The following is a 12137-nucleotide window of genomic DNA, read 5'->3' as shown; positions in this document are numbered from 1 at the left end:
TCTATTTTCCGTCGGTAGTGGGCCGCGGCATCAGGAAATGCCCCGAAGCCTGTGCAAAGAGCTTCGCGTGATTGTCCTGCCAGGCCTCGACCCGGACAGAGGCATAGCGACGCCCGGCCCGACTGATGAACGCGCGCGCATAAGCATCACGCGGCAGGCCTGACCGCAGATAGTCGACGGTGAAATCGACGGTCTTTGGAAAACGTACTTTTTCGTAGTCGGCGATATCACTGGCATTCAGTTCCCCGCTTTCGATCTTGGGCAGCAAGAACTCCCAACTCAGCGTGATGACGGCCGTGACTTCTAGAAACGCCGCCGTGACGCCGCCATGCAATGCGGGCAGTAACGGATTACCGATCAGTTTCTGGTCAAAGTTCAAAACACCAGTCAGTTCATCACCGCGGCGATCAAAGCCGATGTCGAGGAACCGAATGTAGGGCACACCATCGACAATCGCGTTCAACGCCGCATCCCGGCGTTGTTTTACGACCTGGACGGGTTCCGGGCGAGTACGCGCCATTACAGACCCTCCACCGTGAATGACCCTGCCGCTGTGGCCACTGGAAGACCTTCGTCTTCGTCCATCGCCGTCGCGCGCACAAAGGCGACGTTCCGTGTGATGTGGTAGCATGTCGCCTGGGTCGTTATCGTCTGTCCCGGTGTTGCCGCCCGCATATAGTCGATCCTCAGGTCAATTGTCGCCGTACCCCCTGGGGCCGACGGATGGCTCATGACGGCGGCACCACAACAGGTATCCAGTGCGGCGAAAACAGCGCCGCCATGAATCACCCCGGTGCGCGGATCGCCAACAAGCTCTTTGCTGTACGGCATTGTAATACCCGCTTCGCCATTTCCGATTGAGGTCAGCTTCAGACCCAACGCCCTTGCATGCGGGATCGCCTCGATGAACTGGCGCGCAATTGCGGCTTTGTCGACCATGTACTTGAATCCGTTCTTTTGGTTTATCCCTTTATGAGCCCGTGTCCGCCAAAAGAGCAAGCCCGCCGGTTGCGCTTGCCGCTGACAGAACATAGGCTGCGCCAGAGGAGATCAGGAATGTCCGACAACCGTTTGTCATTCAAAGAGATGTGCGCCGAGTACGATGTGACTCCACGTACCCTGCGCTACTATGAGTACATCGAATTGCTGCAACCCGATCGGGAAGGCAGATCGCGATATTATGGTCCGCGGGAATGCGCACGCATGACTTTGATCCTGCGCGGCCGCAAATATGGGTTTTCGCTGGAAGATATCCGGCAGTGGCTGCTGATCTATGAAAATGAAGGCAACGAGATCCAAATGCGTGCTTTTGTCGACGTCGCGGACAAGCAGATCGTCGAACTGAACCAGCAAAAACAGCAATTGGACGAGGCAATTGATGCCCTGACCGAGATGCGTGACCAGACTGCCAAATCGCTCGAGTGATTCCGTTGGCGCACCATCGCGCACTCAAAAAATGAAGCGACTCTCGCACACTTCGGTCATGCCTTAAGGTGTGTTGGGTCGCTCTGCGGGAATTGGCACCCACAAATTCCGTTACGTTAATTCCGAAAAAGTCGGAAATCCGCGACTTGACGCGCGCGGAAGTTACGTAAACTTCTGTTGTGACGCAGCGTTCACATTACGTGAACGTCATCTACATGTTGTAACGTGCGCATCGACTGCGCAACTGACTTTCATTGACGCCAGTGACGAGAGTGCTGAAACCATGACCGAAGATCTGATGACCATCCGAGAAATGTGCGAGGCATATGATGTCACGCCCCGCACGTTGCGGTTTTACGAGGCCAAAGAGCTTTTGTTTCCGATCCGTGAAGGTCAGAAACGGCTGTTCACCAAAAGTGATCGTGCCCGCCTGAAACTCATCCTGCGCGGCAAGCGCTTTGGGTTCAGCCTTGAAGAAATTCGCCAGCTTCTGGACCTTTACCATGTCGGCGACCAACAGATGACTCAGATATCGCGCACCTATGAAATTGCGTGCGAGCGTCTGGAAGACATGGAAGCGCGCCGTGAGGAACTGACCCAGGCGATCGACGATCTGAAAGAACAGTTGCGCTGGGGCGAGAAAGTCATCGCCTCGGTCAAACAAGACAAAAAGGCTGCCGAGTAACGCCCTCGCCTGCCTACCACCCGGACATATGAATTAAAGGGAGCTTCACATGCCCGTCTACAACGCGCCAAACAAAGATACGCAGTTCATTCTGCACGACGTACTGAAAATCTCGGACTCCGACGTTCCGGGGTACAACGAGCTTGAAGCCGAATTCACAGGCGCCGTTCTGGAAGAAGCAGGCAAAGTGGCCACCAATGTTCTGCACCCACTGAACGTGGTTGGGGACACCGAAGGATGCCGGTTGGAAAACGGTATCGTATACACGCCCACCGGGTTCAAAGACGCCTTTGAGCAGATGAAAGAAGGTGGCTGGACTGGCCTCGACATGCCGGAAGAGTATGGCGGTCAGAATATGCCATACGTCCTGGGCACCGCCGTTGGTGAGATGTTCTCGGCTGCGAACCAGGCATTCGTGATGTATCAGGGCCTGACGCACGGCGCGGCGTCAGCGATCCTGGCGCACGGAACCGACGAACAGAAAGACAAATACCTACCCAATATGGTCAGCTGCGAATGGACCGGCACCATGAACCTGACGGAACCGCATTGCGGCACCGATCTGGGCCTGATGCGCACCAAGGCAGAACCGCAGGGCGACGGCAGCTATAAGATTTCGGGCCAAAAGATATTTATCTCGTCCGGCGATCACGACATGGCTGACAACATCATCCACCTGGTGTTGGCCAAGATCCCCGGCGGCCCCGAAGGCATCAAGGGCGTCTCCCTGTTCATCGTGCCCAAGTTCATCGTCAATGAAGATGGCACGCCGGGCGAGCGTAACGGTGTCTCGGTCGGCAAGATCGAAGAGAAGATGGGTATCCACGGCAACTCTACCTGCGTCATGAACTATGACGAAGCTACCGGCTGGCTGCTGGGCGAAGAGCACAAAGGCATGCGTGCCATGTTCACCATGATGAACGAAGCGCGTCTGGGTGTGGGCATGCAGGGTCTGTCGCAGGCCGAAGCCGCCTACCAGAATGCTGTAGAATACGCCAAGGACCGCCTGCAGGGCCGTGACGTGACCGGTGTAAAGAACCCGGACGGCCCAGCTGATCCGCTGATCGTGCACCCGGACATCCGCCGCAACCTGATGGATCAGAAAAGCTTCACCGAAGGTGCGCGTGCGTTCATCCTGTGGGGCGCGACCATGATCGACAAGGCGCATCGGTCTGACGACAAAGATGCGGACGGACTGATCTCGCTGCTGACACCGGTCATCAAAGGCTTTTTGACCGATCAGGGCTATGACATGACCGTTCAGGCACAGCAGGTCTATGGCGGTCATGGCTACATCGAAGAATGGGGCATGTCGCAATACACCCGCGACGCACGCATCGCGATGATCTACGAAGGCGCCAACGGCGTTCAGGCGTTGGACCTTGTTGGTCGTAAGCTGGCGCAAGACGGCGGCAAGCACGTTATGGCGTTCTTCGACATGGTCAAGACATTCTGCAAAGACAACGCTGGTAAAGACGAAGCCTATGACAAGGCCTTCATCGAACCGCTGAAGGCTGCGTCCAAAGACCTGCAGGCCGCTGGCATGTACTTCATGCAGGAAGGCATGAAGAACCCCAACAATGCTCTGTCCGGTTCTTATGACTTCATGCACATGTTCGGACATGTTTGCCTGGGCTTGATGTGGGCGCAGATGGCCAAAGCCGCGCAAGATGCGCTGGATGGCGGCGCGTCGGACAAAGAGTTCTACGAGACCAAGATCAACACCGGGCGCTTCTACATGGCGCGCCGCCTGCCTGCTACAGGCATGCATCTGGCACGCATCCAGACGGGCGCGGACACGGTCATGGCTCTGGACGCGGCGAACTTCTGATCTCAGTCTGGGTCCGGGCGATATTGCCCGGACCCAGCTTACCGGAGGAACTACATGCCAAAGCGTTTTCGACTAACCCGCCGCTTTCCCGTCGCAATGACCGAAGACGGGTATCGCAAGCTCAAAACGTTCGCGCGTGATGCTGGATTGGACGAAGGAGAGGCGCTGTCGTTTCTGTTCGAGAATTTCAACAGCGTGATCAACGAGGACAACCTGACCCATCGCCTGCGAATCTTCAATTCCGAGTTGGATGACCGCAAGCGTTAAACACTACAGCCACCTTCACTCAGGTGGGCGTGTTTTCAGCAAGACAATGCCCTTTGGCGCTCAGCTAAGCGGATTGTTTTTCTCGAAATACGCGAGTTTCGACTTCGCACCGTACGCCTTGGGAGGGGCGATCGCATGACAATCGAACTTCATTGCTTCGGAGAAAGCGGAAACAGCTACAAGGCCGCCTTGGCCCTGGAAATGTCCGGGCTGGACTGGGAGCCGGTTTTTGTAGACTTCTTCAAAGGCGTGACACGTACTCCCGAATACCGCGCCGAAGTCAATGAAATGGGCGAAGCGCCCGTGCTGGTCGATGGCGATTTCCGAACCAGCCAATCGGGTGCCATTCAGGCCTATGTGACCGAGAAATCCGGCAAGTTCGGCGGCAAGAACCGGGATGAGAACTACGACGTTCTGCGCTGGGTGCTATGGGACAATCACAAGCTCAGCTCAATGGCTGGCTTGACCCGTTTCCTGATCAACTTTCTGCCTGAACAGCACCGAAATCCTGATGTAATTGCCTTCAATCAAGGTCGCCTCAAAGCGGCTTATGACGTTCTAAACACTCATCTAAAAGGTCGCGATTGGATTGTTGGTGATGACGTCACGAATGCCGATCTCAGCTGCTGCAGCTATCTGTACTATCCTGAACCATTCGGCTTTGACCGTTCCGACTGGCCCCATATCGACGCTTGGCTGACCCGCTTGTCGGGACAGCCAGGCTGGAAACACCCCTATGACCTGATGCCCGGCAAACCGTCGGATCGAGCTTAAGGAGAGACCCCATGACCGAAGCTTATATTTATGACGCCCTGCGCACCCCGCGCGGCAAGGGCCGCAAGGATGGCAGCCTGCACGAGGTAACCTCGGTACGCCTGTCCGCCCTGACCCTGAATGCGATGAAAGAGCGCAACAATCTGGAAGGCCACGCCGTTGAGGACGTGATCTGGGGAAATGTCACGCAGGTGATGGAACAAGGCGGCTGTCTGGCACGTTCCGCGGTTCTGGCCTCGGACCTGGACCAGTCGATCCCCGGTCTGGCGATCAACCGTTTCTGTGCGTCCGGCATGGAAGCTGTGAACTTGGCGGCAAACCAGGTCAAGGGCGGCGCTGGCCAAGCGTACATCGCAGGTGGCGTGGAAATGATGGGACGCGTTGCCATGGGCAGCGACGGCGCAGCGATTGCCGTTGATCCCTCGTTGGCGATGGACACCTATTTCGTGCCACAGGGAATCTCGGCCGATATCATCGCGACCGAATATGGCTTTAGTCGTGATGACGCAGACGCGTTGGCGATGGAATCCCAACGCCGCGCCGCGGAAGCATGGGCAGACAACCGCTTTGATAAATCGGTTATCACCATCAAGGATCAGAACGGCCTGACCATTCTTGACCGCGACGAATACATGCGCCCTGGCACTGACATGCAAAGCCTTGGCGGCCTGAACCCGGCCTTCCAGATGATGGGCGAACAGATGCCCGGCTTTGATAAGGTGGCGATGCTGAAATACCCGCATCTGGAAAAGATCAACCACATCCACCACGCGGGCAACAGCTCGGGCATCGTGGACGGTGCTGCCGCGGTTCTGATTGGCAACAAGGAATTCGGCGAGAAGTACGGCCTCAAGCCACGTGCCCGCATCAAAGCGACGGCCAAGATTGGCACCGACCCGACCATCATGCTGACTGGCCCGGTACCGGTGACCGAGAAGATTCTGGCCGACAACGGAATGAAAATCAGCGATCTGGACCTGTTCGAAGTGAACGAAGCTTTTGCCTCAGTCGTTCTGCGGTTCCAGCAGGCGTTTGATGTCGACCCCGGTTTGGTCAACGTCAACGGCGGTTCGATCGCCATGGGCCACCCGCTGGGCGCAACCGGTGCGATGATCATCGGCACTCTGCTGGATGAACTGGAGCGTCAGGACAAGGAAACCGGTCTAGCCACGCTCTGCATTGCATCCGGCATGGGTGCAGCGACGATCATCGAGCGCGTCTGATGCCCAAGCTGGATCTCTCTCAGATCCCGTTTCTGGGTGGCTCGGCCTATCCCGGCAAACTGGCCGAGGCGACCGTAGGTCGTTTCGTCCAGCGTGTGGGCGATGCAGGCGGGCTGTCCCAATACGGGGTCAACATCGTACGGTTGGAACCGCAAGGCATGTCTTCGCTGCGCCATTACCACATGGAGCAGGACGAATTTGCCATCATGCTCAGCGGCACCTGCGTGCTGATCGATGACGATGGTGAGCATGAGATGCAGCCCGGCGATTGCGCCGCTTGGCCCGCAGGTGAGGCCAATGGCCACCACCTTGTGAACAAAACCGATGCGCCCGCGACCTTTCTGGTAGTGGGCACACGGACCCCGACCGAGACCGGCTATTACAGCGACATAGACATGATGGTGAAGGATGACGAGAACGGATTCGCCTTCACCCGCAAGGATGGCAGCCCGCTGACGGCTGACCAGATTGGAGATGACAATGACTGATTTCACTCTGAGCAAAGACGCAGACGGCGTCGCCATTATTACCTGGGACGTGCCCGGGAAAACCATGAACGTGATGTCCTTTGACGGGCTGGCGCAACTGAGCGATCTGGTCGATCAGGCGTTGGCTGATGACGACGTCAAAGGGATCGTTATCACATCCGGTAAAGAAGGCTCCTTTGCAGGCGGCATGGACCTGAACCTGCTGGCCGTGATGAAGGAACAGGCGGGCGACAACCCGGCAAAAGGCTTGTTCGAGGGCACGATGCAGATGCACGCCCTGCTGCGCAAGATTGAACTGGCGGGCATGGACCCCAAGACCAAGAAGGGCGGCAAGCCGATTGCTACCGTTCTGCCCGGCACTGCCGCAGGCATTGGCATGGAGCTGCCGCTGTCTACGCATCGCATTTTTGCGGCCGAAAACCCCAAGGCCAAATATGGCCTGCCCGAGATCATGGTCGGCATCTTCCCCGGCGCGGGCGGCACCACCCGGATGGTCCGCAAGGTTGGCGCGATTGCCGCGGCACCGCTGCTGCTGGAAGGAAAAATGCTGGACGTCAAGAAAGCCAAGGGCGCGGGTTATATTGACGAGATCGCAGCCGAGCCAATGGCCGCAGCCAAGGAATGGGTGCTGAACGCCAAGGACGCGGATATCGTCAAACCCTGGGATGCGAAGGGCTATAAGATGCCCGGCGGTGCCCCCTACCACCCTGCTGGTTTCATGAACTTTGTCGGCGCGTCGGCGATGGTGAACGGCAAAACTCAAGGCGCCTTCCCTGCGGCCAAGGCTCTGCTGAGCGCCGTCTACGAGGGTGCTCTGGTCGATTTCGACACCGCGCTGAAGATTGAAGCGCGCTGGTTTACGTCTGTTCTGATGAACCCGTCTTCGGGCGCAATGATCCGTTCGTTGTTCCTGAACAAGGAAGCGCTGGAAAAAGGTGCCGTTCGCCCCGCGGGCGTACCCGATCAGCGGGTCAAGAAGATCGGTGTTCTGGGCGCAGGCATGATGGGTGCCGGTATCGCGCTGGTCTCAGCTCAGGCCGGTATGGAAGTGGTTCTGATCGACCGTGACCAAGAGGCCGCGGATAAAGGCAAGGCCTACACCGAGAGCTACCTGGACAAGGGTATGAAGCGCGGCAAGGTCACCGCTGAAAAGAAAGAGGCCATGCTGGGTCGCATCACTGCGACGCCGGATCTGGACAACCTCAAGGGCTGCGACCTGATCATCGAAGCCGTGTTTGAAGACGTCGGCGTAAAGGCCGAGATGACCAAGAAGGTCGAGGCGATTATCCCTGAGGATTGCATCTTTGCCTCGAACACCTCGACCCTGCCGATCTCGGATCTGGCCAAGGCGAGCGTGCGCCCGGATCAGTTCATCGGGATTCACTTCTTCTCACCGGTCGAGAAGATGTTCCTGGTCGAGATCATCAAGGGCAAGGAAACCGGTGATCGCGCGGTGGCCAAGGCGTTGGACTATGTCCGCCAGATCCGCAAGACGCCGATCGTGGTCAACGACGCACGCTTCTTTTACGCCAACCGCTGCATCATCCCCTATATCAACGAAGGTTTGCGCATGATCACCGAGGGCGTCAGCCCTGTGCTGATTGACAATGCCGCGCGTCAGCTGGGCTTCCCCGTTGGGCCGATCCAGCTGAACGATGAAACCTCGATTGATCTGGGCGCCAAGATTGCTCGCGCCACCAAAGCCGCGATGGGCGATGCCTATCCGGAAAACCCGGGCGATGATCTGATCTTCTGGATGGAAGAACAGGGCCGTCTGGGCCGCAAGGCAAACGCGGGCTTCTTCGACTATGACGAAAAAGGCAAGCGTACCGAGTACTGGATGGGTCTGCAGGAGAAATACCCGCATGCCGAGGACCAGCCTGACCTGATCGAAGTGCAGGAACGGCTGATGTTCGCGCAGGTTCTGGAAGCGGTCCGCGCGCTGGAAGAAGGCGTTCTGGAGGACATCCGCGAAGGCGACGTGGGTGCGATCCTTGGCTGGGGCTTTGCGCCATGGTCGGGTGGTCCGCTCAGCTGGCTGGACATCATTGGCACGCCCTACGCCGCCGAGCGTTGCGACCAGTTGACGGCACAGTATGGTGAACGTTTCGCCTGCCCGCCGCTGCTGCGTGAGATGGCTGAGAAAGGCCAGAGCTTCTATGGTCGCTTTGACCCCGAAGCAAAAGTTGCCTAAAAAATAGACGCTGGTGCGGGTTACCGCGCCAGCGCCATTCTTTAATTAATAGCTTTAAATAAATTAGAATATCGGAGCAGGCCGCCCCGGCCGCCCGGGACGTCGCGCGCCCATAACAGGCCGCGCTGGAAATATCGGGTTCTGCATGATCGGCGCCGGTAGCGCGCCCAGTGAGTTTGCAAGCACTGCTATATCCCTGCTATGCGCGACCATGTCGATCAGATCTTCGGTCCGCTCAGCATCGACCACCTTGTAAGAGGCGTTCGCGGGCCGGCTGTTCGACCCAAAGCGGCCCGCAGGACAAAAGGCGCGCAAACCACCCTCGATATAGATCACTTCGTCTTGCTCAAAGAACAACGAACAAACCTCAAACAGCAATGATGGCGCGCTGGACGAAAGCCGGAACGTACCGCTGAGAACCCGCGCAGGGACCACGGGCATGCTGATCGGCAGCGTGATCGGACCCCGGTTCAATTTGGTATTATCCAACGCCACGCCCTGCTCTGGCATCAACCAGACCGGATCGCCATTATACAAAGTGTTTGACGGCACACGGACCGGCAGGTTTTCCGCTTTGGTCTCACTGGCAGGGATTGCGATGCAATCGGTCGCAACCCGCGAGACTGCCCTGAACGCGTTGTCCATCGTTCGGATCAGATCGCCTGCTTGCAGTCCTTCAACAGGCTGCCAACCGCGATCCGTCGCGATCTTAGTTCCGTGGACAAAACCACCCCGACGCGCGTTCAGCGAAACCGCAGGGTTGTCCTGCACTTGATGGTTCGGAACCGCCTCATAACTCAAAACACTCTGTACTTTTAACACGTGTCGCACCCACTTCTGACACAAAAACAACTACTCATAACGACTAGCACAACTTAAACATGGCCGACTTTGTTTAGACACATTGCTGCCCAATTTGCGTTCTTAAAGCCGTGAAAAACAACAATTCTTTGAACAACACTGCGCAATTGGGAAATATTGGCAGGTTTTTGGAAACTATAATGACCACCAGCGCTTATCCGTGCGGCCGAATCTGTCGGAGCCCGTCGATTGAAATCGCCCGGGTCATGTTACACCCATCGGGGTCAGGTCTGAATGATCCCCGCTTGCCCTCTCAAAACAATAAGCTGGCCTCAGGATACGGCTAAACCGGTTCTGGCCGAGCAGCCTCGCGCCCTGCACGCCATCCCAACAGGGCACCAGCGATTGCGATCAAGCCAATCCCAGCAATCTGCATCGGCCCGATTGCCTGCCCGAAGGCCGCAAAAGCAAAGAGCGGACCAAAGATCATGACCGAGTACTCAAAGACCGCGACATAGGACGGCTCGCCCACCTGATAGGCCTTGATCAACATGAAGACGGCAATCGTGGAACCAACCGCCTGTATTGCGATCCACAACAATGCGGGCTGCATCTGCCAGACCCAACCCCGCGCGGCGAAACCGTCGGGACCATCCGGCGCGGCCACCGGAATCAGCTCGAGAACCAGAAGACCGATCCCCCCGGCTGCCCCCAGCGTGATGATCATCGCGGCCAACAGAGCGACGGTGCTTTCATCCGAACAGTGGCTGCGCGTGATAACGGCACTCAACGCGTAGAACAGGCCCCCGGCGACCGGCAACAGGCTGCGGGTATCGAAATCATAGGGGTCAAGCTGCAGCACGCACAGGATCCCTGCAAACCCCAGCAAAACCGCAACGATACGCCAAGGACCAATCCGTTGTTTCATTGCCAAGGCCGAGATCAACAGGACAAAGATCGGCGACGTGAACAACCCGGCCAGCGCCTGCGCAATCGGCATGACCGCAAGCGACGCGAAATAGAACAACATGGCCAGGGTGATCAGTACGCTGCGCAGAATCACCGGGCCAAATCGTTTCGGGCGCATACTGCCCAGCCCCAATAGCGACAGACCAAAGATCAGCGGCAACATCAGCAACGCGCGGCTCAGGTGGAATTGCCACAGGCCAACCGTTTCCGCCAACAGGATCACTACGTTGTCTATCACGCCGATGATCGCCATCGCGCTGATCATCAGCACCGATGCCAGTATCGGTGACGTCTGAGTGTCCGCCTGCATCATTCACCTCAGCATAACAGTGGAGCACGACAGGCCGATCCTTCGCGCGCTGTTGTATCCAGCACATTTACTGCAGACGGCGCAACTGGTTTGCGCCCTTTGAATTTACCATGTTAAGCTGGGGCAAAATAATAACGAGCAAACTTCACCTTGATGACGGCTCTGAAACAGTACGAACGGATCGAAGCCACCGGTCTGTGGCGCCCCTCGCCCGACGTGCAGCGGCGCGAGGTTGTGGTGTCGATTGGCGAAGCAACGCTGACGATTTCTGATTTCAACGATCGGGCATTGACGCATTGGTCATTGGCTGCGCTGGAGCGACAGAACCCAGGACTTTATCCCGCAATCTTCAACCCGGACGGAGACCCCGACGAAACGCTGGAGCTGGAGGAAACCGAGACGACGATGATCGCGGCGATCGACCGTTTGCAAAAGGCAATTGATCGGTCGCGCCCGCATCCCGGGCGGTTGCGTTGGCTTAGTGTTGCGGGAGTGGTTGCTGCAGTTGCCGCACTATTGCTGCTTTGGGTTCCGGCCGCACTGCAAAACCACGTCGTTTCTGTTGTCCCCGAGATCAAGCGATACGATATCGGGGATGCGATCCTGCACCGGATTGAACGGGTTTCGGGTGTTTCGTGCACCTCAGAGGATGCACAGGCTGCGTTGGACCAACTGGCAGCCCGAACCGGAGTGCGAGAGGTCGTTATTCTGCCCGCCGGGGTGCAAACAAGCCTCGGCCTGCCTGGTGGGATCATTCTGTTGAACCGCTCATTGGTTGAAGATCACGAGGACCCATCCATCGCCGCCGGTTACATCATCGCCGAACGCGCGCGGGCTGCCGCACAGGATCCCTTGGACGAGGTACTGGACCGAACCGGCCCAACCACGGCATTCCGCCTGCTAACAACCGGAGAGCTGACGGCCGAGATCGTTGACGCCTATACGGAACAGGTCTTGTCAGAACCGCGCCCAACTTTGCCCGACCAAGCTTTGCTAGAAGTTTTCGCCCAGGCGGCGCTGCCTTCAACGCCGTATGCCTATGCTGTGGATGTCACGGGGGAAGACACTCTCGGCCTGATCGAGGCCGACCCGATGGCCGGACGCCCGCTGCCACAAGTGCTGCCGGACCGCGATTGGGTCCGGCTGCAGAATATCTGTGGCGAGTAAACC

At 57.6% G+C, this 12137-nt stretch carries 13 protein-coding genes; 9 read left to right on the top strand and 4 right to left on the bottom strand.

The window, feature by feature from the left end:
- Position 1: 1 nt before the first annotated feature.
- Both AC2FLJ_RS06885 and AC2FLJ_RS06880 read right to left on the bottom strand, forming a co-directional pair.
- A complete protein-coding gene (locus tag AC2FLJ_RS06885; RefSeq protein ID WP_282169191.1) occupies positions 2–520 on the bottom strand; it encodes a PaaI family thioesterase in 519 nt (172 codons plus the stop codon).
- Complete coding sequence (locus tag AC2FLJ_RS06880; protein WP_113790396.1) at positions 520–939, bottom strand: PaaI family thioesterase; 420 nt, start codon at positions 937–939, stop codon at positions 520–522. Before AC2FLJ_RS06880 ends, AC2FLJ_RS06885 begins: the two co-directional genes overlap by 1 nt.
- A 117-nt stretch (positions 940–1056) precedes the next feature.
- Between AC2FLJ_RS06880 and AC2FLJ_RS06875 the strand changes: the two genes are divergently transcribed.
- From AC2FLJ_RS06875 to AC2FLJ_RS06840, 8 genes are all read left to right on the top strand, one after another.
- On the top strand, positions 1057–1425 hold the full coding sequence (locus AC2FLJ_RS06875) for a MerR family transcriptional regulator (RefSeq protein WP_058275812.1): 369 nt from the start codon (positions 1057–1059) through the stop codon (positions 1423–1425).
- 283 nt (positions 1426–1708) lie between these two features.
- Positions 1709–2110 carry a MerR family transcriptional regulator gene (locus tag AC2FLJ_RS06870; RefSeq protein ID WP_496704982.1) on the top strand — a complete coding sequence of 134 codons (402 nt, stop codon included), beginning with the start codon at positions 1709–1711 and terminating at the stop codon, positions 2108–2110.
- A gap of 49 nt (positions 2111–2159) precedes the next feature.
- Positions 2160–3941 (top strand): acyl-CoA dehydrogenase C-terminal domain-containing protein, encoded by a 1782-nt coding sequence (locus AC2FLJ_RS06865; protein ID WP_496704981.1) that lies wholly within the window; start codon positions 2160–2162, stop codon positions 3939–3941.
- A 54-nt stretch (positions 3942–3995) separates the two neighbouring features.
- Positions 3996–4208, top strand: a complete 213-nt coding sequence (locus AC2FLJ_RS06860) for a hypothetical protein (protein WP_496704979.1) — start codon at positions 3996–3998, stop codon at positions 4206–4208.
- Between the two features lie 135 nt (positions 4209–4343).
- A complete protein-coding gene (locus AC2FLJ_RS06855) occupies positions 4344–4982 on the top strand; it encodes a glutathione S-transferase family protein (RefSeq protein ID WP_496704977.1) in 639 nt (212 codons plus the stop codon).
- Between the two features lie 11 nt (positions 4983–4993).
- Positions 4994–6205 carry an acetyl-CoA C-acetyltransferase gene (locus AC2FLJ_RS06850; RefSeq protein ID WP_472724145.1) on the top strand — a complete coding sequence of 404 codons (1212 nt, stop codon included), beginning with the start codon at positions 4994–4996 and terminating at the stop codon, positions 6203–6205.
- Positions 6205–6693: a cupin domain-containing protein gene (locus AC2FLJ_RS06845; protein WP_496704975.1), complete on the top strand. Its 489-nt coding sequence runs from the start codon at positions 6205–6207 to the stop codon at positions 6691–6693. The genes AC2FLJ_RS06850 and AC2FLJ_RS06845 overlap by 1 nt, the downstream gene beginning before the upstream one ends.
- Positions 6686–8887 (top strand): 3-hydroxyacyl-CoA dehydrogenase NAD-binding domain-containing protein, encoded by a 2202-nt coding sequence (locus AC2FLJ_RS06840; RefSeq protein ID WP_496704973.1) that lies wholly within the window; start codon positions 6686–6688, stop codon positions 8885–8887. Before AC2FLJ_RS06845 ends, AC2FLJ_RS06840 begins: the two co-directional genes overlap by 8 nt.
- 63 nt (positions 8888–8950) lie before the next feature.
- Here the strand turns inward: AC2FLJ_RS06840 and AC2FLJ_RS06835 are convergent, their stop codons facing one another.
- Together AC2FLJ_RS06835 and AC2FLJ_RS06830 are read right to left on the bottom strand one after the other, a co-directional pair.
- Complete coding sequence (locus AC2FLJ_RS06835; RefSeq protein ID WP_496697069.1) at positions 8951–9709, bottom strand: Hint domain-containing protein; 759 nt, start codon at positions 9707–9709, stop codon at positions 8951–8953.
- A gap of 322 nt (positions 9710–10031) precedes the next feature.
- Entirely contained in the window at positions 10032–10967 is a 936-nt protein-coding gene (locus tag AC2FLJ_RS06830; RefSeq protein ID WP_282169187.1) for a DMT family transporter, read from the bottom strand.
- 153 nt (positions 10968–11120) lie between these two features.
- Between AC2FLJ_RS06830 and AC2FLJ_RS06825 the strand changes: the two genes are divergently transcribed.
- Positions 11121–12134 carry a hypothetical protein gene (locus AC2FLJ_RS06825; RefSeq protein WP_496704970.1) on the top strand — a complete coding sequence of 338 codons (1014 nt, stop codon included), beginning with the start codon at positions 11121–11123 and terminating at the stop codon, positions 12132–12134.
- Positions 12135–12137 lie beyond the last annotated feature (3 nt).

This window comes from Ruegeria sp. CDSA034 (genome assembly GCF_059612275.1).
Note: the sequence above shows the minus strand (reverse complement) of the source record. Positions and strands in the feature narration are given on the sequence as shown.

Coding starts and splice junctions, on each gene's coding strand:
- AC2FLJ_RS06850 (WP_472724145.1), top strand. CDS start 4,994: ATGACCGAAGCTTATATTTATGACGCCCTGCGCACCCCGCGCGGCAAG.
- AC2FLJ_RS06860 (WP_496704979.1), top strand. CDS start 3,996: ATGCCAAAGCGTTTTCGACTAACCCGCCGCTTTCCCGTCGCAATGACC.
- AC2FLJ_RS06880 (WP_113790396.1), bottom strand. CDS start 939: ATGGTCGACAAAGCCGCAATTGCGCGCCAGTTCATCGAGGCGATCCCG.
- AC2FLJ_RS06865 (WP_496704981.1), top strand. CDS start 2,160: ATGCCCGTCTACAACGCGCCAAACAAAGATACGCAGTTCATTCTGCAC.
- AC2FLJ_RS06870 (WP_496704982.1), top strand. CDS start 1,709: ATGACCGAAGATCTGATGACCATCCGAGAAATGTGCGAGGCATATGAT.
- AC2FLJ_RS06885 (WP_282169191.1), bottom strand. CDS start 520: ATGGCGCGTACTCGCCCGGAACCCGTCCAGGTCGTAAAACAACGCCGG.
- AC2FLJ_RS06830 (WP_282169187.1), bottom strand. CDS start 10,967: ATGCAGGCGGACACTCAGACGTCACCGATACTGGCATCGGTGCTGATG.
- AC2FLJ_RS06855 (WP_496704977.1), top strand. CDS start 4,344: ATGACAATCGAACTTCATTGCTTCGGAGAAAGCGGAAACAGCTACAAG.
- AC2FLJ_RS06840 (WP_496704973.1), top strand. CDS start 6,686: ATGACTGATTTCACTCTGAGCAAAGACGCAGACGGCGTCGCCATTATT.
- AC2FLJ_RS06875 (WP_058275812.1), top strand. CDS start 1,057: ATGTCCGACAACCGTTTGTCATTCAAAGAGATGTGCGCCGAGTACGAT.
- AC2FLJ_RS06845 (WP_496704975.1), top strand. CDS start 6,205: ATGCCCAAGCTGGATCTCTCTCAGATCCCGTTTCTGGGTGGCTCGGCC.
- AC2FLJ_RS06825 (WP_496704970.1), top strand. CDS start 11,121: ATGACGGCTCTGAAACAGTACGAACGGATCGAAGCCACCGGTCTGTGG.